The sequence below is a fragment of the Shewanella sp. TB7-MNA-CIBAN-0143 genome, from assembly GCF_040310065.1.
Taxonomy (GTDB): Bacteria; Pseudomonadota; Gammaproteobacteria; order Enterobacterales; family Shewanellaceae; genus Shewanella.
Window position 1 is genome coordinate 228,961 of sequence record NZ_JBEOPL010000003.1, and the last position, 25,663, is coordinate 254,623.

General features: G+C 40.8%; 24 protein-coding genes. 15 read left to right on the forward strand and 9 right to left on the reverse strand.

Translation table 11 applies throughout. The features are described 5' to 3' along the window. Nucleotides 1-101 precede the first annotated feature (101 nt). From AAEY97_RS03880 to gmk, 6 genes are all read right to left on the reverse strand, one after another. A complete protein-coding gene (locus AAEY97_RS03880; protein WP_101084972.1) occupies nucleotides 102-1,031 on the reverse strand; it encodes a calcium/sodium antiporter in 930 nt (309 codons plus the stop codon). A 140-nt stretch (nucleotides 1,032-1,171) separates the two neighbouring features. Continuing rightward, nucleotides 1,172-2,827 (reverse strand): AMP-binding protein, encoded by a 1,656-nt coding sequence (locus AAEY97_RS03885; protein WP_101084973.1) that lies wholly within the window; start codon nucleotides 2,825-2,827, stop codon nucleotides 1,172-1,174. A gap of 231 nt (nucleotides 2,828-3,058) precedes the next feature. Further along, nucleotides 3,059-3,442 (reverse strand): deaminase RidA, encoded by a 384-nt coding sequence (ridA, locus tag AAEY97_RS03890; RefSeq protein WP_011635852.1) that lies wholly within the window; start codon nucleotides 3,440-3,442, stop codon nucleotides 3,059-3,061. A gap of 33 nt (nucleotides 3,443-3,475) precedes the next feature. Continuing rightward, the gene (spoT, locus tag AAEY97_RS03895; protein ID WP_011635853.1) at nucleotides 3,476-5,584 is read right to left on the reverse strand and encodes a bifunctional GTP diphosphokinase/guanosine-3',5'-bis pyrophosphate 3'-pyrophosphohydrolase; all 2,109 of its coding nucleotides are present in this window, start codon (nucleotides 5,582-5,584) and stop codon (nucleotides 3,476-3,478) included. A 13-nt stretch (nucleotides 5,585-5,597) separates the two neighbouring features. After that, a complete protein-coding gene (rpoZ, locus tag AAEY97_RS03900; protein WP_011635854.1) occupies nucleotides 5,598-5,876 on the reverse strand; it encodes a DNA-directed RNA polymerase subunit omega in 279 nt (92 codons plus the stop codon). Between the two features lie 60 nt (nucleotides 5,877-5,936). Continuing rightward, entirely contained in the window at nucleotides 5,937-6,560 is a 624-nt protein-coding gene (gene gmk, locus AAEY97_RS03905) for a guanylate kinase (RefSeq protein ID WP_350996734.1), read from the reverse strand. 363 nt (nucleotides 6,561-6,923) lie between these two features. Here gmk and AAEY97_RS03910 point away from each other — a divergent pair, with 363 nt between their 5' ends. From AAEY97_RS03910 to yjjG, 3 genes are all read left to right on the forward strand, one after another. Continuing rightward, nucleotides 6,924-8,213, forward strand: a complete 1,290-nt coding sequence (locus AAEY97_RS03910) for a DUF805 domain-containing protein (RefSeq protein ID WP_350996737.1) — start codon at nucleotides 6,924-6,926, stop codon at nucleotides 8,211-8,213. 75 nt (nucleotides 8,214-8,288) lie between these two features. Further along, nucleotides 8,289-9,359, forward strand: coding sequence for a phosphotransferase enzyme family protein (locus AAEY97_RS03915; protein WP_350996739.1), 1,071 nt, complete (start codon nucleotides 8,289-8,291; stop codon nucleotides 9,357-9,359). 133 nt (nucleotides 9,360-9,492) lie between these two features. Continuing rightward, entirely contained in the window at nucleotides 9,493-10,194 is a 702-nt protein-coding gene (yjjG, locus tag AAEY97_RS03920; protein ID WP_162022138.1) for a pyrimidine 5'-nucleotidase, read from the forward strand. Between the two features lie 79 nt (nucleotides 10,195-10,273). On the opposite strand, the gene AAEY97_RS03925 is transcribed toward yjjG, so the two are convergent. Next, a complete protein-coding gene (locus AAEY97_RS03925; protein ID WP_101087313.1) occupies nucleotides 10,274-12,859 on the reverse strand; it encodes a penicillin-binding protein 1A in 2,586 nt (861 codons plus the stop codon). Nucleotides 12,860-13,045: 186 nt separating this feature from the next. Between AAEY97_RS03925 and AAEY97_RS03930 the strand changes: the two genes are divergently transcribed. The 9 genes from AAEY97_RS03930 to AAEY97_RS03970 all read left to right on the forward strand — a co-directional run bounded on the left by AAEY97_RS03930 (nucleotide 13,046) and on the right by AAEY97_RS03970 (nucleotide 22,370). Beyond that, entirely contained in the window at nucleotides 13,046-14,125 is a 1,080-nt protein-coding gene (locus tag AAEY97_RS03930; protein ID WP_101087312.1) for a pilus assembly protein PilM, read from the forward strand. Continuing rightward, a complete protein-coding gene (locus AAEY97_RS03935) occupies nucleotides 14,113-14,697 on the forward strand; it encodes a PilN domain-containing protein (RefSeq protein ID WP_101087311.1) in 585 nt (194 codons plus the stop codon). The genes AAEY97_RS03930 and AAEY97_RS03935 overlap by 13 nt, the downstream gene beginning before the upstream one ends. Beyond that, complete coding sequence (locus AAEY97_RS03940) at nucleotides 14,694-15,311, forward strand: type IV pilus inner membrane component PilO (protein WP_101087310.1); 618 nt, start codon at nucleotides 14,694-14,696, stop codon at nucleotides 15,309-15,311. The genes AAEY97_RS03935 and AAEY97_RS03940 overlap by 4 nt, the downstream gene beginning before the upstream one ends. Next, nucleotides 15,311-15,829 carry a pilus assembly protein PilP gene (locus AAEY97_RS03945; protein WP_101087309.1) on the forward strand — a complete coding sequence of 173 codons (519 nt, stop codon included), beginning with the start codon at nucleotides 15,311-15,313 and terminating at the stop codon, nucleotides 15,827-15,829. Before AAEY97_RS03940 ends, AAEY97_RS03945 begins: the two co-directional genes overlap by 1 nt. Nucleotides 15,830-15,850: 21 nt before the next feature. Beyond that, nucleotides 15,851-17,899 carry a type IV pilus secretin PilQ gene (locus AAEY97_RS03950; protein WP_162022141.1) on the forward strand — a complete coding sequence of 683 codons (2,049 nt, stop codon included), beginning with the start codon at nucleotides 15,851-15,853 and terminating at the stop codon, nucleotides 17,897-17,899. A gap of 447 nt (nucleotides 17,900-18,346) precedes the next feature. Beyond that, nucleotides 18,347-18,862, forward strand: coding sequence for a shikimate kinase AroK (aroK, locus tag AAEY97_RS03955; RefSeq protein ID WP_011635865.1), 516 nt, complete (start codon nucleotides 18,347-18,349; stop codon nucleotides 18,860-18,862). Nucleotides 18,863-18,870: 8 nt separating this feature from the next. Further along, the gene (gene aroB, locus AAEY97_RS03960; RefSeq protein ID WP_350996744.1) at nucleotides 18,871-19,947 is read left to right on the forward strand and encodes a 3-dehydroquinate synthase; all 1,077 of its coding nucleotides are present in this window, start codon (nucleotides 18,871-18,873) and stop codon (nucleotides 19,945-19,947) included. Between the two features lie 50 nt (nucleotides 19,948-19,997). Next, nucleotides 19,998-21,401: an ATP-binding protein gene (locus tag AAEY97_RS03965; RefSeq protein ID WP_350996747.1), complete on the forward strand. Its 1,404-nt coding sequence runs from the start codon at nucleotides 19,998-20,000 to the stop codon at nucleotides 21,399-21,401. 132 nt (nucleotides 21,402-21,533) lie between these two features. Then, nucleotides 21,534-22,370 carry a Dam family site-specific DNA-(adenine-N6)-methyltransferase gene (locus AAEY97_RS03970; protein ID WP_101087305.1) on the forward strand — a complete coding sequence of 279 codons (837 nt, stop codon included), beginning with the start codon at nucleotides 21,534-21,536 and terminating at the stop codon, nucleotides 22,368-22,370. Nucleotides 22,371-22,402: 32 nt separating this feature from the next. Here AAEY97_RS03970 and AAEY97_RS03975 read toward each other — a convergent pair whose 3' ends face one another. Together AAEY97_RS03975 and AAEY97_RS03980 are read right to left on the reverse strand one after the other, a co-directional pair. Beyond that, nucleotides 22,403-22,582, reverse strand: coding sequence for a DUF2970 domain-containing protein (locus tag AAEY97_RS03975; RefSeq protein WP_101087304.1), 180 nt, complete (start codon nucleotides 22,580-22,582; stop codon nucleotides 22,403-22,405). Then, a complete protein-coding gene (locus AAEY97_RS03980; RefSeq protein ID WP_242445156.1) occupies nucleotides 22,582-22,959 on the reverse strand; it encodes a hypothetical protein in 378 nt (125 codons plus the stop codon). The genes AAEY97_RS03975 and AAEY97_RS03980 overlap by 1 nt, the downstream gene beginning before the upstream one ends. 271 nt (nucleotides 22,960-23,230) lie before the next feature. Between AAEY97_RS03980 and rpe the strand changes: the two genes are divergently transcribed. The 3 genes from rpe to trpS are packed head-to-tail and all read left to right on the forward strand — an operon-like array spanning nucleotide 23,231 to nucleotide 25,661. After that, on the forward strand, nucleotides 23,231-23,902 hold the full coding sequence (gene rpe / locus AAEY97_RS03985) for a ribulose-phosphate 3-epimerase (RefSeq protein ID WP_101087302.1): 672 nt from the start codon (nucleotides 23,231-23,233) through the stop codon (nucleotides 23,900-23,902). A gap of 30 nt (nucleotides 23,903-23,932) precedes the next feature. Continuing rightward, nucleotides 23,933-24,622, forward strand: a complete 690-nt coding sequence (locus AAEY97_RS03990; RefSeq protein WP_335692689.1) for a phosphoglycolate phosphatase — start codon at nucleotides 23,933-23,935, stop codon at nucleotides 24,620-24,622. Nucleotides 24,623-24,662: 40 nt separating this feature from the next. Then, nucleotides 24,663-25,661 carry a tryptophan--tRNA ligase gene (trpS, locus tag AAEY97_RS03995; protein WP_192116368.1) on the forward strand — a complete coding sequence of 333 codons (999 nt, stop codon included), beginning with the start codon at nucleotides 24,663-24,665 and terminating at the stop codon, nucleotides 25,659-25,661. Nucleotides 25,662-25,663 lie beyond the last annotated feature (2 nt).

Consider the following 25,663-nt stretch of genomic DNA (forward strand, 5'->3'; position numbering starts at 1 on the left):
TTTTCAGTAGAGCTTGTTAAATATGAGTGAATATTTAGCATTTTTTATGAAAAGACCGAATCAATATTCGGTCTTTATTGTGAGTAATATTTTCCGATAACTTAAACCACTTGCATCACTAAATAACTGGTGTAGCCAAGGTAACCAGCTAACAGAACACTACCTTCACGACGACCAATACGTAAGCCACTCCAAGCAAACGGTAATACCATGAAGGCGAAGATCAACATGGCGATAAAATCGATTTCGTTAAATCCGGCCGCGGAAACTGGGTGGATTAATGCTGTTGCGCCTAAAATACCGAGTACGTTGAAAATATTTGATCCAACAACATTACCGATGGCAATGTCGCTTTGACCTTTAAGAGCTGCCATCACCGAGGTGACAAGCTCTGGCATACTGGTACCAATAGCCACAATGGTTAAGCCGATGATGACTTCGCTAATGCCAAACTGTTTGGCTAAATCTACGGCACCATCAACAAATAATATGCCACCACCAACTAACATCGCGATACCAACAATGATTAATGCGATAGATAAGCCAGGGTGTTGCGGGCTGGCATCAACATCCAGATCTTCTGGGTTATTTTTGGCACTAACATAACTAAAAACTAAATAGCCAACAAGTGCGCTGAATAAAATGGCACCGTCGATAAAGCTCACTTCACCATCAAGCAGTAAAAACCACATTAATACTGAAGCGGCAATCATGATAGGGATGTCGCGCTTCACCATTTGAGATTGCACTGTAATAGGGCGAATAAGAGCGGTGATAGCTAGAATTAAACCAATGTTGACAATGTTGGAGCCGACGACATTACCTAAGGCTATACCTGGATTACCTGCTAATGCTGATTTAACACTAACGGCTAATTCAGGGGCGCTGGTACCAAATGCCACAATGGTTAAGCCAATAATAAGTGGGGCAATGCCCAAACGTAGCGCTACGGCACTGGCTCCGCGCACAAGTGCTTCAGCGCCAATGGTTAAAATAATAAAACCGCCGATAATGGATAACGCAATGAACATTCGAGTTTCTGCCTAATAAATGGTGTACAACGATAGTGTTAACGCTGCATAGTTAATGGCGGGTATATTGACAGAATATGTCAAAAAAATACACGCATATTGCGTGTATTTTTTGAAGATAGATAATCGTTAGCTGATTATTACAACTCGTCTTCCCAACGTACTTTGGCGCCGCGAACACCGTCTACTTTGGCGGTAAACGCTTTTTCAAGTACGTGACGTTTAATTTTCAACGTCGGGGTTAACACGTCATTCTCAATGGTCCACTCATCATTAACAACGATAATGGCATCAACATGTTCGTGTGACTCTAAATGTGGATTAACACCATCGAGAGTCTCTTTTAACGATGTTCTTACTTCTTCGCGAGGCTGAAGTTTTGAACCTTCTGAAAGCTGCACTAACGCGACCGGATGTGGTAAACCTGAACCGATAACACAAATTAAATCTACATGAGTGTCCTGAGCTAATTTACGTTCAATCGGCACTGGAGCAACATACTTACCTTTTGAGGTTTTGAAATTGTCTTTAACGCGGCCGGTAATGTCGATGTAACCGTCTGCGTCAATTTCGCACAAATCGCCAGTGTGGAAAAAGCCATCTTCAGTAAATGCTGCGGCGGTGGCTTCTTCTTGTAAGTAATAGCCATTCATCAAGCCTGGGCTTTTAACTAATAACTCACCTTCTTCAGTTTGACGTACTAAGCAGCCTTCAACTGGCCGGCCAACCGTGCCGATCTTCTTGGCGTTGAATGGGAAGTTAATTATCGAGTAAGCACAGTTTTCGGTCATTCCCCACGCTTCACAAATATCGATGCCAATGCTGTAATACCATTGAATCAATGATGGTGGGATGGGTGCTGAGCCTGAGCCGTTCAAGCGAGATTGGTCGAGTCCCAAACCTTTCTTAATTTTACGCTTAACAATACTGCTAATGATGGGCAGTTTGAGTAAGGTTTTGAGTTTTTTCTCACCAATCTTGTTGATGATATTTAATTGGAATACTGTCCATAAACGCGGTACCGAGAAAAACACCGTTGGGCGACAGCGTTGAATGTCATCAACAAATGAGTCGAGGCTTTCTACAAAAGAAACCGTTGCTCCTGAATAAAATGACGAGCCTTCAATAGCCACACGTTCGGTAATGTGTGCTAGTGGTAAGTACGATAATAGTCGGTCAGTAGTATTGGTTTGTAAATCACGAATCACCGCTTCGCACGCCCAGCCATAACTGGTAAAGCTTTGAATCGCGCCTTTGGGTTTGCCGGTTGAACCAGAGGTGTAAATCAGGGTCATGACTTGATCTGCAGTTGGGAACGGCTCGTCAACGAGCGGCTGACCCAGCTTTAACAAGTGATCCCAATGATATTGTGCTGGCATGGTGTCATATGGCATGGCTAAACGGAGAATTTCACCGCCAACAGCGGCTTCTTGTTCAGCCCAATGATCGAGTTTACCGGTAAAAATGGCTTTAGCGCCGCTATGTTCAAGTACATAGCGAATAGTTTCTGCATTAGCGGTTGGATAAACAGGCACACTAATGTAACCACCGTACATTAATGCTAAATCGACAATAAACCACTCGGCACAGTTTTTCGACAACACAGCAATTTTATCGCCACGTTCTAAACCTAAATGACGCAGTGAACCTGCAATTTGTTGCATCTTTTGCTGAACTTCACGCCATGTGAAATCAACATATTTACCGTCAATCGGCTGGCGAAGGTAAACTTTGTCACCTTGCGTATCTACCCAATGAGACAACATCTCAACAGGAGTTTTAATTAAATTTTCCATCGACGCTTCCATGTTCTTTATTGTTATTGTGGGTCTCTATAAATTTAGTATGGCCATTTTTGTGCGCTGGCGCAAACAATTGCACAGTATGTGTGCAAGATAACACTATAAACACGTTAGCAGAATCTACTGAATAAACAATAGATATTGAGCAAATACTCTACTTTGAAAAAGTCATAGGTAATAAAAAAGGCGCCCTAGGCGCCTTAAGAAAATATCATACAGTTGTCCTTATATTTCCATTATTCCATCCATTTCTACCAATGATCCCTTTGGTAACTCTTTGACGCCAATAGCGGCACGAGCTGGATAAGGTTGTTGGAAGTAACGACTCATAATTTCGTTTACAGTGGCAAAATGAGATAAATCGGTTAAGAAGATATTGAGCTTAACGATGTCACTCATTCTTCCACCTGCTGCTTCACATACAGCGGTCAAATTTTCGAACACTTGTACGACTTGTTCTGCAAAATCATCGCTTACCATGGTCATGGTTTTTGGATCTAACGGAATCTGACCTGAAAGATAAACGGTACTGCCGACTTTAACTGCTTGTGAGTAAGTGCCAATAGCTTGTGGAGCTTTGTCGGTTGCGATGATAATTTTTTCGGCCATGTTGTGCGTGCTCTCTTTAATGGTTATCAGTGACTAGCGGTTACGCGAGGTGCGTAATACTTCAGGTAAAACACGTATTCTGCGCATAACGTTTGCAAGGTGAACACGATCTTTAACTGAAATACGTAAATTAATCAAATACACTCGGCCATCACGTTCTTCGGTACTGAGATTATGAATATTAGATCCAGCAGATGCGATGATAGAAGTAATTTTTGCTAATGCACCTTGATGGTTAACAATTTCAACGCGTAGATTTGCTTGGTATTCTGCGCCTTCTACGTTATCCCAATGCACTGAAATATACTTATCAGGTTCGCCTTGATAGCCGCGAATATTGGCACAACTTTCCATGTGCACTACCAGACCTTTGCCTGGGCTTACATGGGCGATGACGGCATCACCAGGGATTGGGCGACAACAATTAGCGTAAGTGACCAACATACCTTCAGCACCGCGAATTGGCATTTGTGGTTTTTCTTTATTGCTATCTTGCGAATCAAACTGCTCACCAACCAAGCGCTGGGCAATCACAATGCTCATGGCATTGCCTAAGCCAATATCTGCTAGCAGCGAGTCTAAAGATGTGTGTTTGGTTTCTTTGATCACTTTCTCAAGTAATTCAGCCGGAATGGTCTCAAGCTTAGTATCACCTAAGGCATGGTTTAGTAAACGCTTACCTAATGCGATAGCGTTATCGCCTTTAAGACTCTTTAATACTTGACGAATTTTACCACGAGCTTTACCCGTTACGACAAAGTTTAACCATGCAGCATTAGGGCGAGCACCTTTTGCGGTAATGATTTCGACTGTTTGCCCTGAAATTAATGGTTGGCTCAACGGATATGCTTGACGATTAACGCGTGCGCCAACACAGGTATTGCCCACATCAGTATGCACTTCGTAGGCAAAATCGACGGCAGTGGCATTGACCGGCAATTCTAAGATACGACCTTCAGGGGTAAATACGTAGATTTCTTCAGGGAATAATTCAGTTTTAACGTTTTCAACAAATTCAAATGAGCTGCTTGCACTTTGCTGTAACTCAAGCAAACTTTGCATCCATTTATGAGCACGAACTTGAGAAGTGCTTTGTTGAGCCGTATCGGTATTGTTTTTATACATCCAATGCGCAGCAACACCTTTGTCGGCCATTTGATCCATTTCTTCAGTGCGAATTTGCACTTCAACAGGAACCGCATGAGGGCCAAATAATGATGTGTGTAATGATTGATAACCGTTGGCTTTGGGAATAGCGATATAATCTTTAAAACGTCCTGGGCGCGGCTTGTATAATCCGTGCATAGCGCCGAGCACGCGATAACAGGTATCAATAGAGTCAACGATAACTCGGAACGCATAGATATCCATAACCTCTTGAAATTGAAGTTCTTTACTGCGCATTTTTCGATAAATCGAATAGAGGTTTTTTTCACGACCTTTGACTTTAGTGGGGATCCCAGCTTCTTCAAGGCGTGTTTCAATGGCCACTTCAATACTGTTAATTAATTCTTTACGATTCCCACGAGCTGCTTTGACAACATCACGTATCACTCTATGTCGCATAGGGTAATAGGCTTGAAAACCTAAGTCTTCAAGTTCGATTTTGATATTGTGAATACCTAATCGGTTAGCTATTGGGGCGTAGATTTCTAGGGTTTCGCGAGCAATACGACGACGTTTATCAGGGCGAAGTGAGCCCAGTGTGCGCATGTTGTGAGTTCGGTCAGCCAACTTGATGAGGATAACTCGAATATCTTGAGTCATTGCCATCATCATTTTACGGAAATTTTCCGCTTGGGCTTCTTTTCTATCACGAAACTTGATTTTATCAAGTTTTGAAACACCTTCCACCAGTTCTGCAACCGCCACACCAAATAACTCTGTGAGTTCTTCTTTGGTGACAGGAGTATCTTCGATGGTGTCATGAAGCAAGGCAGCCATAAGCGACTCGTGATCGAGACGCATGTCTGCCAAGATGCGGCTAACCGCAACCGGATGGGTAATATAAGGCTCGCCACTTGTGCGCATTTGCCCTTCGTGGGCATCACGCGCAACCAAATAGGCCTGCTTGAGTAATTCTACTTGATCCGGCTCTAAATAGCTGGATGCTGACTCTTTTAGACCTTCAAACAGATACAAGTGGCGCTACTCCTTATAAAACGCGGCCTTCTGCAATGGCTGCGACAGCGGCAATTTCAGCTGCTTCACGTTCACGAACAGTTTGGCGCTCATCAGCATCTAAAGTGTTTGAGGTGACTAAACCTAATTCGATTTCACGTAAAGCGACAACCGTTGGTTTATCATTCATCTCATCAACCATAGGTTCTTTACCTTGGACGGCGATTTGGCGTGCACGACGCGCTGCAACCAGGATCATATCAAAACGGTTGCCGATTTTATTTACGGCGTCTTCTACAGTTACGCGAGCCATGTGTTGAAACTCCAGTGTTATCTATGGGAAAAAATGACGCAAAATTGTACACTATGACAATTAATCTGCCAAGAGATCAACAATCATATCATTTTGCGCATGCTGCTGACTAGCACAGGTTAGCCTTTGACTGCGAATAATGGCGCTTAAATCGGCTAGCGCGTTATCAAAATCATCATTTACAATTATAAATTCGTATTGTGCATAATGTGACATTTCCGAAACGGCTTGTGCCATGCGTGAATCAATTACTTGCTGACTATCCTGACCTCGGCCGGTTAAACGGCGTTCAAGCTCAGTTTTAGACGGCGGTAAAATAAACACTCCAATCGCCGTTTCCATTAATTTTTTTACTTGTTCTGCGCCCTGCCAATCAATATCAAGAAATACATCGATGCCTTTATCTAATGTTTGTTCGATGACGAGCTTGGAAGTGCCATAAAAATTGCCAAAAACTTCGGCCCATTCAATAAAGGCATTTTGGGCAATTAGTGCTTTAAATTGTTCCACAGTAATAAAATGATAATGTTGGCCATCGACTTCGCCTGGACGAGGTTTGCGGGTCGTATGTGACACTGAAACCTGTTTATCGCTGGGTTTATCTTTTAATAGTGCTGATATAAGTGATGATTTACCTGCGCCACTGGGGGCTGACACAATAAAAAGATTTCCACGAGTGCTCATAAAAAGGGTTTCTCATCCGATTATTCATTAAGAAAGCTTAATATTATACTCGTTAACTGTAGGGTTATGCTAGCGCAATGATAGATATTGGTATTGTGTATTATTGCTATTAGATTAGTAAAATCAGCTCGTAGATTGATAAAAAGTGACTTACGCGATAGTGAATAAAAAAGTAACGCAAAAGCTAGGTTGGGTATGGCTTTATAAGATAAATTCTGTAGGCTTTGCGCTATTAATAGCGGGTGTCGATTTTGATGATGAGAACAACCCATTTGTGTTGTAATAACGCACGATAATCACCGACTCATTCTGTTATGTAGCCAGCTGTTTTTTGATTTTTTTGTAAATGAATAGGAATGATTGATGTCTGTAAAAACCCTACTGTGCCGAGATGGTCGTGACACAGGCTTAAGGTTAATGGGAGTTATTTTAGCTGCATTTTTGTTGCTAATAATCGCTGCTGTTGTATTTCCGGCAAGTGTAATTAATTGGATTGTGACGCTAGCAGTAATGCCTGTTGTTGGTTTATCGGCTGTTCGTCGCTTAAATGATGCCAATAAGTCGATTAAATTGGCAATGGTATGTGTTGTTCCGGTATTGGTTTTTGGCATATTAACCTACTTAATGGCGCCTTTAGGCGCACTAGCAGGAGTGTTTTTGTTTGGCCTGGCTTGTGGTGGCTACCTAGCATTCTTACCGGCTAAAAATTCAATTAACTATGTGCAAGGATATTATGGACCAAGCATGGTATCAGTATCCATTTCGGGCTCGGTTTTTCATCGACAAGAACCGGTAATGAAAGGGCAGGTTATGCCTGTTCATGAGCAGCCTGATAACACTTTTTCATCAAGAGAGCCAGCTGATGAAGTAGCGTTTACGGGGGTAACTCATCCAGATTCTGCCGATAGAGACAAACATCCATTTAATGATGATGCTGTGCCGCAAACAAGTTTCGAGCAAGCTGGCACGCACATGGATCAACATTTCGATACAGCAGCAGAAGATGATCCGGTCAATTCGTTTTCGACGTCGCAAGAACGTAGTCATCAGCCGCTTTATGTTGATCAAGATGCGTTGCAGTCAGGGTCGATTACTGAACTTGCAAAGTCTTGGCTGAATGTGGCTAAGTTACACCAGACAAAGTTGATTTTAATCGGTAAAATTGCTGCGGCTATTATTGCTGTTAGTGTGGTTGTGTATTTGGTTTTCACTTTAATCAGTGTATTTTCTGGCGACGGCACAGAGCAAACTGAGCATGTTGATGATATGAGTAATCAACAACAAGCCAGCATTCGACAAATGATCAAACTGCCTGATGGGTTTTGGCTCGCTTTAGAGGGCGAAATCCTTATCGTACGTTGGTTAGGTGAAAGTGGTGATAAACAAAATTTATGGCGTTTAGCGACTGCAATAGGTGATAAAACCTGTACCAACCTTGAATTTAATGACGGTAGCCGTTACCGACCAATAACGGTTGATCTACTAGATGATGGTGCCAGTGAAGCTCGATTTACGCCACTGGATAAAGATGCCATTGTTAATCATGTTGCGCTTAGAGGTAGCTTTAAGTTGTGTGGTTATGAATTTAGTTTAAAGGGCAGCCAAGCAACATTAATGCAAAACCCTCAATTTGAAATGATACTAAGCCAGTAACCATTATTAAGGTAACCAAACAGAAGAAATGTGTTGGTTATCTTTGCTTTGATGAACATGATTTGGAGTTTTTGATTGGTCAATTTTATCCGTAAAAATGTATTGCCTCAGTTTGGTTTTAGTAGTGAGCATAGTACGCTTTATCCATTGGGTAATGGCCATATTAATCAAACCTTCTTGGTGAGTGATAAATCAAAATCGTTGGTGTTGCAGCGCATTAATACCCAAGTATTTATTGAACCTAAGGTGGTCATTCAAAATGCTGCCAATATTAGCCAGCATTTATTGATTAAGCACCAACAGCACCATTATCCATTACAAGTGGTTAGTCCAATAGCCACTATAGCAGGTGCACTATATTTGGATTTAGGCGAACAAGGTTTTTGGCGAGCAATAGATTACTTACCTCATAGCAACACGATTGAAGTGGTTGATACACCAGCTCAAGCTAAGTTGGCAGCTGAGGCTTTTGGGCATTTTGCCGCAGCATTAAGTGATTTGAACCCTAGTTACATTGTCGATGTTATCCCTGATTTTTTGAATTTACCTCAACGTATCGCTCAATTGCGTGATGCAAAGGCAGCTGACACTCATAATCGATTAAGTCATTGTAAAGATTGGGTCGATTTGTGTTTGTCACAGACAGATTTACTGGCAACATTGGTACAATACGAAGCCGAATTACCGGTTCGAATATGTCATAATGATACTAAAATCAATAATATGCTGTTTGATGGGCGAGATATGTCCAGCATGGCCATTATTGATTTAGATACCTGCATGAAAGGATATTTGATGTATGACTTTGGTGATATGGTGCGCGCTTTTTGCTCTCCAGAGCCAGAGGACTCAACTAATTTAACCAATGTATATGCCCGACCTGAGATTATTATTGCAGCTACAACATCGTACATGGAATCTCTAGCTGACATTATTACTCCGCTCGAAAAACGTAGTTTATGGCTCGGCACTAAAGTGATGCCATTAATGCTTGGGGTACGGTTTTTAACGGATTATTTAAATGGCGATACATATTTTGGGATCAAGTATCCAACTCACAATCTTGATCGCGCTATAAATCAGTTAACTATTTATCAAAGTCTACTGCAGCAAGAAGCGCAGTTAATGTCATTATTTAACTCGTAGTCACCATCGTTAACTCACTTCAGCTTGAGATCATACCTATTACCATAAGTAGCAGCACAAAAAGTTTTATAATAATGTGCATTATTTTGATCTGAGGTTAGTTATTCATTTAAACAAAAGAAGGACTTCGTAGATGTCGAATTTGCTCAATAAATATAAATGGATTTTATTTGATGCCGATGAAACGCTATTTCATTTCGATGCTTTTGCTGGATTGAAATTAATGTTTTCGCGCTTTGAAGTTGATTTTAATATTGATGACTTTGCTGTTTATCAGCAAGTAAATAAACCATTGTGGGTCGAGTATCAAAACGGTTTAATTAGTGCTACGCATTTACAACATACCCGATTCCATCACTGGGCGAACAAACTATCTGTTACTCCACAGCATCTAAACAGTCAGTTTCTTGCGGCTATGGCCGATATTTGTCAGCCATTGCCTGGTGCCCGGGAACTGATTGATTCTCTAAGCGGTAAAGTTAACCTTGGTATAATTACTAATGGTTTTACCGAGCTACAAAATATCCGCTTGAGCCGTACTGGCTTTGAAGATGCTTTTAATCCGGTGGTTATTTCTGAACAACTAGGTATAGCAAAGCCAGATGTTGCTATTTTTCATCATGCTTTTAGCTTAATGGGAAAGCCGGAGAAGCATCAAGTACTTATGGTTGGCGATAACTTACATTCTGACATCTTAGGCGGTATCAATGCAGGTATCGACACTTGTTGGTTAAATCATCATGACGAACCTATAAGTGATGATATCTCTCCAAGTTATCAGGTTCGTAATTTAACTGAACTGCATCAATTACTGATACCCAACACCATTGTCTAAGATTAAATACGCTATAAAATCAGTAATAAAAAAGCCATTCGACTGAATGGCTTTTTTAATCAATTTATTTTAAACCCTATTATTGAAATAAATCTTCAGCAACATTGTCGATAAAAATATCGCCACTTTGCTGTGTTTCAGTAACATATTCTTTGGGTTCTGTACCTTCAACAAAATACTCAAACTCGGTAGTGTGGTCTGTCTTGCGAGTCAATTTGCCAGTCGCTAAATCAATACGTGCAGATACAATTCCTTTTGGCGGGATAACAGAAGGTTCAGGCGTACCAGACAGGGCCTTATTCATATAGTCATTCCAACCAGGACCAGCGGTTTTAGCACCCGCTTCCGCACCTGATATCTGATCTGGTTCGCCGGTAGCCATCCAGCTTGAGCGTCCTAGCTGACGTCCATGGTCATCAAAGCCAACCCAGAAAGTTGCTGTAAGTGTAGGGTTAAAACCACTGAACCAAGTGTCTCGAGATTCGTTAGTTGTACCTGTTTTACCCGCAATGTCATGACGCTTAATTAATTTAGATGCACGCCAAGCTGTACCATTCCAACCAGTACCTTTGCTCCAGTCGCCGCCGCCCCAAATTACGCTCTTTAGCGCTTCAGTGATCAAAAATGCAGTTTGTTCTGAAACGACTCGCTTAGCAAAGCGAGCTTGTGGATTACTGCAAATGTTTTGTTCAGCGGTAATGGACGTTGCTTCAACTTCTCCATCTAATGTATCTACTGATGCTTCTGGAGTTTGCTGAGAGAATTCTTCAGCCATCGCAGCAAATGGATCTTCAATAACCACATCATCTTCAACAGAGGGGACTGGTTTGCTACATGCAATAGCGGGAATGGTTTGTTCAATCGTGTTGTCGTATGAGTCGGTCACGCGATCGATAAAGTAAGGTTCAACTAAATAACCACCATTTGCAAAGCTATTAAATGCAGTGGCGACCTGTAACGGTGTCACTGAAGGTGAACCCAATGCTAACGATTCATTTCGGGGTAAATCACTCGGATCAAAACCAAACTGTACTAGTTTTTTGATAGTGTCATCTAAGCCTGTGTGGCGCATCGCTCTGACTGACATAACGTTAATAGACTGAGCTAAACCGACACGTAAACGTGTTGGACCACCGTAAATGTCTGGTGAGTTTTTAGGACGCCACGCAGTGCCCTGACGGGTATCTGGTTTGTTAATCGGAGCGTTATTGATGAGCGTAGCCAGTGTGTAACCTTTTTCTAACGCAGCAGCATAAATAAAAGGTTTAATATTGGAACCTAATTGGCGTTTAGCTTGAGTCACTCGGTTGAATTGACTTTGACTAAAGCTAAATCCACCGACGAGGGTTTTAATCGCACCGTCATGAGGTTCAAGTGACACTGTCGCACTAGAGACTTGTGGTATTTGAGACAATTGCCAATACTTACCATTATGACGGATCCACACTTGTTGACCAGCGGTCAAAATATCACTGGCTTGTTTTGGTGGTAAGCTTTGGCGTTTATCGCTTATAAACTTACGCGCCCATTTTAGGCCTTTCCATTCAAGTGTAATCAGTTCGCCCTTGTCATCCATTACCTGTGCTTGTTGATCTTGAACGCTTATAACTGCAGCGGGCATAATGCCCTGCATTGAGTCGGTGCGTTTTAACGTAGCGACAATCTCATCATGGTCGAGCGGAGTATCAGTCCATAATTCAGTCACAGGACCACGGAATCCATGGCGTTGATCATAAGCAAAAACGTTGTCTCTTAGTGATTCCTGCGCCATCAATTGGAGTTCGGATGATATCGTGGTGTAGACATTGTAGCCGTTAGTATAGGCTGCTTCTTCACCGTATTTCTGGATCATGTAATCACGCGCCATTTCTGAAACATACGGAGCGTATAAATCAATTTCAGCACCATGGTATTTCGCGGTCGACGGGCTACTGATAGCCTCTTGATATTCTGCTTGAGTAATATTGCGTTTCTCTAGCATACGACTCAATACCCAATTACGACGAGATATCGCACGTGATTGGTTTCTAATTGGATTAGCTGCAGATGGAGCTTGTGGTAGGCCTGCTATCATTGCCATTTCTGGTAGTGTCAATTGGCTCAGTTCTTTACCATAATAGACTTGAGCAGCAGCACCAACACCATAAGCGCGGTTACCTAGGAATGAACGATTTAAATAAAGAGCTAAAATTTCTTTTTTCGATAACGCCTTTTCAATTTTCAATGCAAGGAAGATTTCTTTTACTTTACGAATGTATGTTTTTTCGTTAGATAAGAAAAATCCTCGGGCAACCTGTTGTGTAATCGTACTTGCACCTTGGCTTTTCTTACCTGTTGTTATTAATATGATTGCCGCGCGGATAATACCAATCGGATCAATACCATTATGTTCAAAAAAGCGCGCATCTTCAGTGTCGAGTACGGCATTAATTAACTGAAAGGGCACTTCTTCATACTCGACAGGTATGCGACGTTTCTCACCAAATTGAGAAATCAGTTTGCCATCGCGGCTGTAAATACGCAGCGGAGTTTGTAATTGGACCGTCTTTAGCGAATTAACATCGGGTAAGTCAGGTAGCACATAAAAGTAAGCGGCAGCTATAGCAGCAATGCCAAGTAGTGATAGGCTAAAAAATGCAATTAATAAACGTTTAAACCACTTCACTCAATAATTCCAGATAAATCAAAAATAGTAGCGGTAGTATATAAGCGGGAGAGTTTTTGGTGAAGTAAAACATGAAATAACTAAATATAATTTGTAAAATGCTGAAACATTTTATACAAATACTTATAACGAGTTGATTATGTGCTAATCTCTTAGAAAATAAAAATAGAATTGTGATGACGGACTATGCTTTCTAAATTGTGGAAGCGTCAAGCACCTCAGATGGTTGGGATTGATATTGGGTCTCATGAAATAAAAGCCATTTTGTTGAGCAAGACTGCGGATGGATATAAAATTCAAAATCATGCGTCAGTTCCTGTTAGAAAGGGAGCTGTGGTCGATCATGATATTCGTGATACTGAAGCGGTAATTGAGTCGCTAAGACAGATTCGACGGGGTTTACCTAAATCCCTAAAGTTTGCAGCTGTCGCGGTTTCTGGCTCTGCAGTTATGACTAAAGTCATTTATATGGATGCAGCGTTAAATGAAGAGGAGATGGAAGCTCAAATTGAAATTGAAGCTGACAATCTTATTCCTTATTCACTTGATGAAGTCAGCATCGATTTTGAAAGGCTTAACCCGAATATTACCGACCCAACCAAAGTTAACGTATTACTGAGCGCATGCCGCACAGAAAATATTGATTCACGTGTAGACTCTTTGGATGCCATTGAACTAGACGTTAAAGTTGTTGATGTGGAAGCTTATGCACTTGGACGCTCTGCAGAATTAATTTATGGTCAGTTACCTGATGGCGCTAAAGATAAATCAATCGCCATGGTTGATATCGGCGCCAATATGACCACATTCTCTGTGGTTGAAAATGGTGACACGACGTTTATTCGTGAGCAAGCTTTTGGCGGTGAGTTATTCACTCAGTCAATTGTGTCATTTTATGGGATGCCCCATGATGAGGCTGAACGCGCTAAGATTACTGGACAATTACCGCGTAATTATATGTTCGAAGTTTTATCTCCGTTTCAAATGCAATTGTTACAACAAATTAAACGAACTTTACAAATATATTGTACTGCCAGTGGACGTGAAAAAGTTGACTATATCGTTTTGTGTGGTGGTACAGCTAAGCTAGAAGGAATGGTTGAATTACTAACTAACGAGTTAGGCACTCATACCATAGTTGCAGATCCTTTTCAGGGGTGTTTGCATGCAGATGATGTTATGAAAAGTCAACTTCAACCTAATATGAGTAAATATATGGTGGCATGTGGTCTTGCGCTAAGGAGTTATGCTCAATGGCGAACATAAACTTATTACCTTGGCGTGAAGAAGCTAGAGAGAAGCAAAAACGCGATTTTATCGGTATTTTAGCGTTAGTTTTTTTAGTGACATCACTTGTAGTATATTTATTTTTGGGTTTTCTAGAGGTTGTCACTGAAGATCAGCGTCAGCGTAATGCATATTTAGTATCAGAAATTACCTTACTTGATACCCAAATAGCAGAAATTAGAAAAATTACCGAACGTAAAAAAGATATTGAACGTCGAACTGAAATTATTCTCAACTTACAGCAGTCGCGTAATTTACCTACTCATGTTTTAGATGAATTAGTCCGAATAGTGCCACCGGGTATTTATCTTTCAAGTATAGAGAAAAAAGGTAGCGTGTTATTAATCGAAGGACGAAGCGAATCAAATAATAACGTCGCGAATATGATGAGAAAAGTTAAAACATCTTCTTATCTTAACGATCCGAGTATGCAATCGATTGTGACGCAAAATGAAGAATTAAGACAGTTACAGCGGTTTAAATTACGTGTCACTATCCGTGATGATTCACAAGTCACTAATGTTGATCCGAACCAAGGAGCGAGAAAATGAATCTCGACCTAGATCAATTTAACGATATCGATTTTGAAAATATTGGTGGTTGGCCCAAGCTGGTAAAAATTGTCTTTGCTGCATTTTTATCTGTGTGTGTTATCGGTGCTAGTTATTATTTGTTTATTTCAGATTCGATCGATCAAATGGAAGCTGAACAGCAAAAAGAAATTCAACTTCGTGAAGATTTTGAAACTAAATATCGTTTAGCAGCTAATCTTAAGCTATACCGTGAACAATTAGACGTGATGGAGGTGCAGTTTGCCGAATTGCTTAAAATGCTACCATCCGAAAATGAAATGCCAGGTTTATTAGATGATTTAACATTTGTTGCAACTGATGCTGGCCTCAGAATTAATAGCCTAGATTGGGATGATGAAATTGAACGTGATTTCTATATTGAATTTCCGATAAAGATGTCAGTAGTAGGTGATTATCATCAAATGGGTAATATGGTCAGTGGTGTTGCCAAATTACCTCGAATTGTCAGTTTGCATGATTTTACTATCAAGCAGAACGATGCCGGTGGATTATCAATGGATATTCTCGCCAAAACGTATCGTTTTAAAGAAGGGGCTGAATTAACGAAACAGGCCGATAAGGGGCAGAAATAATGAAATTTTTGCCTTTATTGTTATCAATGGTGTTTTTATTGAGTGGTTGTATTGGCGAACGCAGTGATTTAGAGCTATTTGTTACTACTACAAAGGCGCAACACGTTGCCCGTATACCACCATTAAAGCAAACACCGAAGTTTGAACATTTTGCTTATCAAGCTGAATTAATGCGCAGTCCTTTTGTTCCACCATCAAGGGAATTGACAGAAGAGGTGATTGATACATCTAGAGATTGTTTACAACCAGACTTGAAACGTCGCAAAGGTCGCTTAGAAACTTATGCATTAGACAATTTAAGAATGCGCGGAACATTGAGTGAAGAGAGTACTATTTGGGCTTTAGTCGAATCTAGTGATGCCAATGTTTATCGCATGGGTGTAGGTGAGTATTTAGGGCTTTATCATGGCCGAATTGCTAAAGTAACGCCGCAATTTATCGAAATTATAGAATTAATCCCTGATGGTTCAGGTTGTTGGGCAGAAAGATCCAGCAATTTAGAATTATCAGGAAAATAACGTGCGAAGGATGAGAGAATAATGGAATCTTCTGCCGCGATAAAAAAAGCAATAACAAAGTTATTATTTTTTAGAGCGTTTTTAGGCGCAGTATTATTAATGGGTTTAATACCTAGTGCGATAGCTGCTAATCGTCTTATGGACGTCAAATATCATTCAATGGTTGATCACCAATTAGAATTAGAGTTAATTTTTGAATCATCAATAGTGTCACCGTCTGTGGATTTATCGGCAGACCCAGCAGAAATTATGTTGAATTTCTCAGACACTATTTCTAATTTAAATAAAAGTAAAATTCCGATAAACGCTGTTGGTGTAATAGAGTTAACTACACAACAACAAGGTGGCGATTTACAAATCATTGTTGCAATGTCTAACGTAAAACCATATCAAGGTAAAATTGTTGGTAATAGTTATAGATTAACTATTAATGATGATGTGTCTGGTCCGGTAGAAGCAAACAATCCATTTGTTAATGGCATTAGTAGTATTGATTTTCGCCGCAATAAAACCGGCGGTGGAGAAATATTATTCAATCTTAGCAATCGTTCTGTAGCGGCGAATGTAGAACAAGTTGGTTCAAAGCTTGAAATAAAACTTTATAACACCGATATTGGCAATGACTTACTTTACGTTATGGATGTACAAGACTTTGCTACACCGGTAAATAGTTTTGAAACATTTAAAGATGATTTAACCGCCCGTATTTTGGTGGATGTTGATGGCAACTATGATTATAACTATCGCCAAGATGGCAATGTGTTTAAAGTTAGCGTCGATAAAGTTGAGCGTGTCTCTGTCGCTAAAGAGGCAAAGAAATATAATGGTCGTTCATTATCACTAAACTTCCAAAATATTTCAGTGCGTACTGTGTTGCAAATTATTGCTGATTATAACAACTTTAACCTAGTGACCAGCGATACCGTTGAAGGTGAGATTACCTTACGTTTAGATGATGTGCCTTGGGATCAAGCTTTAGATCTTATATTGCAAACTAAAGGTCTCGACAAGCGTATTGAAGGCAATATTTTAATGGTGGCACCGAGTGAAGAGCTTGCCATTCGCGAAAGTAACGATCTGAAGAATCGCCAAGAAGTAAAAGAGTTAGCACCACTATATTCTGAATACTTACAAATAAACTATGCTAAAGCGATCGATATTGCCGAGTTACTTAAAACTACGGATTCAACGTTATTATCATCTCGTGGTAGTGTTGCTGTTGATGAACGTACAAATACGTTACTGGTAAAAGATACGGCTGAGATTTTAGAAAACGTACACCGCTTAATAGAAGTATTAGACATTCCTATTAAACAAGTGCTAATCGAAGCGCGTATGGTGACAGTGAAAGACGACGTATCTGAAGATCTCGGGATTCGCTGGGGCATAACCGATCAACAAGGTTCTAAGGGCACATCTGGCACCATTGGAGGAGCAACGAGTATTGCTAACGGTACTATTCCAAGCATTGACGATCGCCTCAATGTTAATTTACCGGCAGCAGCAAGCTCGGCGACCAGTATCGCTTTCCATGTGGCTAAATTGGCAGACGGTACAGTACTCGATTTAGAATTAAGTGCATTAGAGCAAGAAAACAAAGGTGAGATCATTGCCAGCCCACGTATTACCACATCTAACCAGAAGTCGGCATACATTGAGCAAGGTGTTGAAATCCCATACGTTGAGTCAGCATCAAGCGGCGCAACAACAGTGACCTTTAAGAAGGCGGTGTTATCGCTACGTGTGACTCCACAAATAACTCCAGATGACCGGGTGATCCTAGATCTTGAAATTACCCAAGATTCTCAAGGAACAACGGTTGCCACAGCAACGGGTGAAGCGGTTGCGATTGATACTCAGCGTATTGGTACTCAGGTACTCGTAGATAATGGCGAAACGATTGTGTTAGGTGGTATTTACCAGCAAAACCTCATTAGCCGAGTAAGCAAAGTTCCGGTTCTGGGTGATATTCCGTTAGTTGGCTTCTTATTTAGAAATTCAACCGACACAAATGAGCGCCAAGAGCTATTAATTTTTGTAACCCCTAAGATTGTTGCTGACAAACGTTAATTTTTTTACACGCTATAGCAATAATAAAAAGCCAGCTACTTAATTGCTGGCTTTTTTATGACAGTGATTTATGGGGGAGTAATGGCTAAACGCGTTAAATAGTGCATCACTAAACGTTACTCCAATCGAAAAAATTATCGTTTTAGTGATAATCATGGCAACTTCCTTAAAGTTTTAAGGTATTAACTTTAATTAGATAGTGCAGTGCTAATCGGCCTATAGTCTTTGTATTAACAAAGACTTAATCGAAAATATTACCTTTTATTTGAGGTTTTAAACATCAGTGACATAATAAAATCATGATAAATAGCTGTGATGACTTGCAAGCGGTAGCCCTTAACTGAGATAATCCTCCGTCAAGTCTCATTAGAGCAAGGTTAAATTATAGGTCGGCTTGAGTTTAAGTCGATAAGGCATTCTTTCATATAAGATTCAGACGTATACGAAATGGCTGAAAAACGCAATATTTTTCTGGTAGGCCCTATGGGCGCAGGTAAAAGCACAATTGGTCGCCATCTGGCGCAAATGCTGCATTTAGATTTCCACGATTCAGATCATGAGATTGAACAACGTACCGGTGCAGATATTGCCTGGGTGTTTGACGTCGAAGGTGAGGAAGGCTTCCGTAGACGTGAAGCTCAAGTCATCGGTGATCTTTCAGAAAGGCAAGGTATCGTTCTCGCGACAGGTGGTGGTTCTGTTCAGAGTAAAGATATCCGCAACTATCTTTCTGCTCGAGGTATAGTGGTTTACTTAGAAACAACTATCGACAAACAAGTCGCGCGCACGCAGCGTGATAAGCGTCGCCCGTTGTTACAAGTAGATGATCCACGTGAAGTGCTTGAAAGCTTAGCGGAAATTCGCAACCCTCTATATGAGGAAATTGCGGATGTTATCGTTAAGACTGATGAGCAAAGCGCGAAAATCGTCGCAAACCAAATTATCGAGCAACTTGGCTTTTAGGTAACAACATGCAACAGATTCAGGTTCAATTAGGTGATAGAAGTTACCCCATTTATATTGGCCAGGATTTGATGAATGATAGCGGGCTATTTGCTCGCTACCTAACAAACAAAAAAGCCTTAATTGTTTCAAATGACACCATTGCTCCGTTGTATCTTCAACAGATACAACAAGCGATGAGCGCTTGCGCGCGCATTGAAACGGTTATTTTGCCGGATGGCGAAAAATTTAAAGATTTACAACATCTAGATTATATTTTTACCGCATTACTTGAGCATAACTTTGCCCGAGACTCGGTATTAGTCGCACTAGGTGGTGGTGTTGTTGGTGATATGACTGGTTTCGCGGCTGCGTGTTATCAGCGTGGAATTGAGTTTATTCAAGTGCCAACTACATTACTGTCCCAAGTTGATTCTTCAGTTGGTGGTAAAACGGCTGTTAATCATCCTCTTGGGAAAAATATGATTGGTGCATTTTATCAGCCTAAATCAGTGATTATCGATACGCTTTGCTTACAGACATTACCCGCAAATGAGTTTGCTGCAGGTATGGCTGAAGTGATTAAGTACGGTATTATTTGGGATGCTGACTTTTTCCAGTGGCTTGAAGCAAATGTAGATGCGTTAAAATCGCTTCAAACTGACGCGTTAAATTATGCTATTGCTAAATGTTGTCAGATTAAAGCAGATGTTGTCGCACAAGATGAAACTGAACAAGGTGTAAGAGCGTTATTAAACCTTGGGCATACCTTCGGGCATGCTATCGAAGCTGAAATGGGCTACGGTGTTTGGTTACATGGCGAAGCTGTCTCTGCTGGTACCGTTTTAGCGGCTCAAACAGCATGTAAGCTCAATCTATTAGATGAGCAAAGTGTCGAGCGTATTTGCCGATTGATGCAAGCGTTTGATTTACCTATAACGGCTCCAGAGTCGATGGGTTTTGAACAGTTTATCAAGCATATGCGTCGAGATAAAAAAGTGTTAGGTGGTAAAATCCGCTTAGTATTACCTACAGAAATAGGCAAAGCTGATGTCTTTAGTGATGTGAGTGAAGACTTATTGAAACAGGTTATTAGCTGCGTATAAATTATTCCGCATATAACTATGCTAGCTATAAATTATAGTGTGGTGAATCATTGACGACTCCAGGACTATTGCTACTCCCTACCCAAGAAGCGCTCATTCAGCGTTTACAGCATATTGCTAGTTATAGCGAACAGTTGTTGGTTATTTGTGGTGATAACGGTTCAGGTAAGTCGACACTGACGGCTGCATTAGCCAGTGAGCTAGATGACTACAATTCAGCATTGATCATTTGTCCTCAACACGCTGATAGCGCTGAAATTCGTCGAAAAATTCTGGTTCAATTAATCTCCGCGCCAATTTTTGATGATGAACGTCCTTTGATGGACACCGTACTGAGAATCCAATCTAGTTTAAAAAAACCATTACATATCATCATCGATGATGCCGATTTATTGCCTAAAGATATTTGGGCTGAGTGTATTCTGCTGAGCCAAATTCATTGTGCAGGTAAACCTGTTGCAGTTACAGTGACCGTTACCCCCAGTTTTTGGCATACCTTAGTAGCTGAATTAACTGATGATATTCGTGCTAGATTACTGCCTGTGACTATTGAACCTTTATCTGTACCCGAGCGCGATGGCCTCTATCAAAGTTTATTATTGCGGAGTCGGCAAACACCGTTTATTCCACGTGAAATTATCCATAAGCAATTAGAGAAGCAGCAGGGGACGCCAGCTGAAGTGGTTCAATTATTAGCGTTAGCATTAGAAGAGCCACAAACAGAGCAATCATCTTGGTCTGCGTCTATTAAAATGATGATTGCTTCTGTCACCATATTAGCTGGTGTGTCGCTTTGGTGGGGCATAAGTACACAATTACCTCCTCCTATTTCGGCATCATTGTCGCCAGTATTAACAGCAGAACAATCCGCTGTGCGTGTTAAAGCAGCTCAATATGTCATTGGTTATGCCGACAGTTCATTAAGCGCTTATTTTGCCCATAGGCAATTGGCCTTAACTAAGTCGAGAGCCAATGAACAAGCGCACTTAATCATAGAGCAGCAAATCATTGCTGACAGTTCGCTAGTAGAGCAAGGTGAGACTAACCTCATAGAAAATATTCCTGCAGATAATCATACTGACATAGTGGTTAATTCATCATTAAAAGGCTTATCTTTCCAAGGTAAGTTACCCAAAGCGCAAGTTAATACGGTAAGTAAGCCGAATGATATTGTTGAGCGAGATAATACCCCGAATCTAAAAGTGAAAGGTTTTACGCTGCAACTTGCCAGCGTGAATGACAAAGATTCACTTACACCGATTTTAGTTAAACTGGCAAAAGAGCCGCAAGTTTACATAATGAGTTACAAACAACGCCACGTTATATTGCTGGGTGATTTTGAAACCGCATTGGCAGCCTCCGTAAAAGCTAAAAGCCTTCAGAAACAATATGGATTAGCGGCTCCCTGGGTAAGAAAGTGGGCTGACTTAAGTGATTATAAGCGACAAGATTAACAATCTTCATATTCTGCAGCATCCAAGTCAATAGGATGAAAAATCAACGAATAAATCTACTTTATCCGATGATAATTGTCGTTAAACAGAGTACAATCATCAGCTTTAATTTTGCTGGCATAATTCCTATTCATGATAAAAAAGCATAGAGCCTTTCTAAAGTGGGCAGGCGGTAAATATAAGCTCGTTGATGAGCTAGCAAAACACCTTCCAGCTGGAAATAGACTGATTGAGCCTTTCGTTGGGGCAGGTTCGGTATTCCTCAATACACAGTTTGATGACTATTTATTGTGTGACATCAACCAAGACCTAATCAATTTATATCAAATTGTTCAGCAACAGCCAGATAAATATATTCAAGCGGCAAAGGCCATGTTTGTCGATCATATGAATGACAAAGATGCTTATTACCGTATTCGTGCTGAATTTAATCTCTGTAGCGATCCTTTCATTCGTTCGGTATATTTTCTGTACATGAATCGCCATGGTTTTAATGGCTTATGTCGATATAATCGCAAAGGTGGTTTTAACGTGCCGTTTGGTTCGTACAAAAAGCCTTATTTTCCAGAAACTGAAATTCGTTATTTTTCATTAAAAGCGCAAAAAGCGACCTTTAAATGTATCAGTTACGAACAAGCCTTTGATATGGCGAACAGCGGTGACGTTATTTATTGTGATCCGCCTTATGCGCCGTTATCAACTACAGCCAGTTTCACCACTTATGCAGGTCCGGGTTTTAGCTTAGATGATCAAGCATTACTTGCTCGTCATTCACGGCTTATTGCCCATGAGAGAAATATTCCGGTATTGATCAGTAATCATGATATTCCGTTAACGCGAGAATTATATCGTGGTGCATCTTGTTCAACGATTTCGGTACAGCGTAATATTAGCCCTAAAGGCGGTTCACGCAATAAAGTGGATGAAATTATGGCGCTATATGATCATCATTATCGTGAAGAAGAGTAATGCTGCAAAGAGCGGATAACGAAAGCTATCCGTTAACTTAATACTTGGTTTACGATGAGTATTAGGGAAATGACTAAGGCAATGGCTAAGATAATGCCCATAATGATAAACGGTAATGGGGATTGATTTTGAAAATCTTTTTGGCGATTTTTTTCTGTCTGCACGCCAAAAAAGGCCGCTACAGTGCTGCTAAATACCCGCCAAATAGACATTAACGCGATATCTGAGTTGGGTTGCCTGAGGTTGGCATGTCATTCAAAGGTTTGTCTTTGTGACCGTGGATTAACTCAAGTAAATCAATAAAGTGAAACTGGCTTGAACGGCTATTACCCGTAATCCAATTACCCCAACTGACATCATTCGACTGCTCTGCACAACGATTTGTAGGGTGACTACTGGGTAAACTTGCATTGTAGTTGGTGGTGCTGTTGCAGACGCAGGCCTTACTATTGGCCGAATTACTTTCGTTGGCCATCAATACTTGGCTTAACAATAACGCCAATGCAGACGTAGCAAATACAGCAAAAACCGGTGCTGACAATAATTTGCCATCACGACCAGAAAACTTGCGTAATAATTGCTTTACCATAAAGGGTGCCCTATCCATGGTGTAAACTCGATTGATGCTACAACAGGTATTAAATATTCAGTTGGACCACTAAGATAACAACTTTTTACATTATAGCAAAATAGCTTAGTTATTGAACACTGGTTTCTGTATAAAAGATAGCAAATCCGACTTATGGTCTAGTTTTTAACTAAATTCTATTGAGGATAGTGGTTATTTCCCTTGTTAGACTAGAGGCTTGCGGCTGCAAAGGGTAAAATGTCGTCACTTTGATCTGCCAATAGAGAAGATTATGCGCCCATTTTTAATTGCACCATCGATTTTGTCTGCTGATTTCGCCCGTTTAGGTGACGATGTTAAAGCCGTATTAGATGCGGGTTCAGATGTTGTTCATTTCGACGTTATGGACAATCACTATGTACCAAATTTAACAATAGGCCCAATGGTATGCACTGCGTTGCGTAATTACGGGATCACCGCTGATATTGATGTACATTTAATGGTTAAACCCGTTGATCGCATTATTCCTGATTTTGCCAAAGCCGGTGCTTCAATTATCACTTTTCATCCAGAAGCGTCAGAACATGTTGATCGCACACTGCAGTTGATTAAAGAATCTGGCTGTAAGGCTGGATTAGTCTTTAATCCTGGCACTCCACTGCATTATTTAGATCATGTAATGGACAAGCTCGATGTTATTTTATTGATGTCAGTTAATCCTGGTTTTGGTGGTCAGTCATTTATTCCACATACGCTAGAAAAACTTCGCCAAGTTCGCGCGCTTATTGATGCCAGTGGTTTTGATATTCGCTTACAAGTGGATGGTGGCGTTAAGGTCGATAATATTGCTGAAATAGCGGCCGCGGGTGCAGATATGTTTGTAGCTGGTTCGGCAATTTTCAATCAACCCGATTATAAAGTGGTGATTGATCAAATGCGTGCCGAACTCGCTTCGATATCATAATTTCTTTATCCATATCCAGTGGGACTTTACATGATGCAATGGTCAAATATTCGCGCAATCGCTTTTGATTTAGATGGTACGTTAATCGACAGTGTGCCTGATTTGGCAGCGGCCACAAACGCCACATTAGCACAGAACCAATACCAACCAGTGACTGAAGCATTGGTTCGTAGCTGGGTAGGTAATGGTGCTCAAGTATTAATGCAACGTGCGTTAAGTTATGTGTCTGCTATGCCAGAAGATGCTCCTGATCTGCAGGTAATGCTTGAGCCAATTATGCCGCAATTTATGCATCATTATGGTGAACACTTACAAAAACATAGCCGTTTGTATCCGGGAGTTGTCGACACGTTACAGCAGTTAAAACAAGCAGGTTTTAAACTGGCTATCGTTACCAATAAACCATATCGTTTTACAGTGCCGTTACTAACAGCTTTTGGTCTTGATGACCTATTTTCTGAAGTTCTCGGTGGTGATTCATTGGCCAAAATGAAGCCAGACCCAATGCCATTACAACATTTGCTTAAACAATGGCAGTTGGATGAATCGCAATTACTGATGATAGGTGATTCAAAGAATGATATTTTAGCGGCTAAAGCTGCGAATGTTATGTCTATTGGCTTGACCTACGGATACAACTACGGCGAAGATATCGGTCTTAGCAGCCCGCATGCGATATGCGAAAACTTTGCTGATATAGAGCAATACTTACTTTCATAATAATTTGAATTTTAAAAAGATAATCTGGAGCAATAAACACATGACCAAACCCATAGTTCTTAGCGGTGCGCAGCCATCAGGCGAATTAACCATAGGTAATTATATGGGCGCACTTCGTCAATGGGTTGCCATGCAAGATAGCCATGATTGCCTATATTGTGTTGTTGATTTACATGCGATTACCGTGCGTCAAGATCCTAAAGCACTGCGTGAAGCGTGTTTAGATACGCTAGCGTTATACCTTGCTTGCGGTGTTGATCCTAAAAAAAGCACCGTGTTTATTCAATCGCAAGTACCGCAGCACACCCAACTCGGATGGGTATTAAACTGTTACACCCAAATGGGTGAGTTAAACCGCATGACCCAGTTTAAAGATAAATCGTTAAAGCATGCCAATAACATTAACGTTGGCTTATATGGTTATCCTGTTCTAATGGCTGCAGATATTTTGCTTTATCAAGCCAATGAGATCCCTGTTGGGCAAGACCAAAAGCAACATTTAGAACTCACCCGCGATATCGCAACCCGTTTTAACAATGCTTACGGCGACACGTTTACTATCCCAGAACCGTTTATTCCTGAACACGGCGCTAAGGTCATGTCATTGCAGGACCCGCTTAAGAAAATGTCTAAGTCTGACGATAATCGTAATAACGTCATTGGTTTACTTGAAGATCCTAAAGCGATTTTAAAGAAAGTGAAAAAAGCCATGACCGACAGCGAAGAGCCACCAGTAGTGCGTTTTGATATGGAACAAAAGCCAGGTGTGTCGAATCTACTCAGCTTAATGTCAGGTTGTACTGGTCAGTCGATTGCGTCTTTAGAAGCAGAGTTTGAAGGCAAAATGTACGGTCATTTAAAAGTGGCTACTGGTGAAGCTGTCGTAGGAATGCTTGAGCCATTACAAGCTCGCTTTAAAGAGTACCGCGCCGATAATGCATATCTAAACCAAGTCATGGCGGAAGGTGCTGAAAAAGCTCAAGCTCGTGCAGAAGTCACGATTAAAAAAGTGTACGAAAAAATTGGTCTTATTGTGTAAGT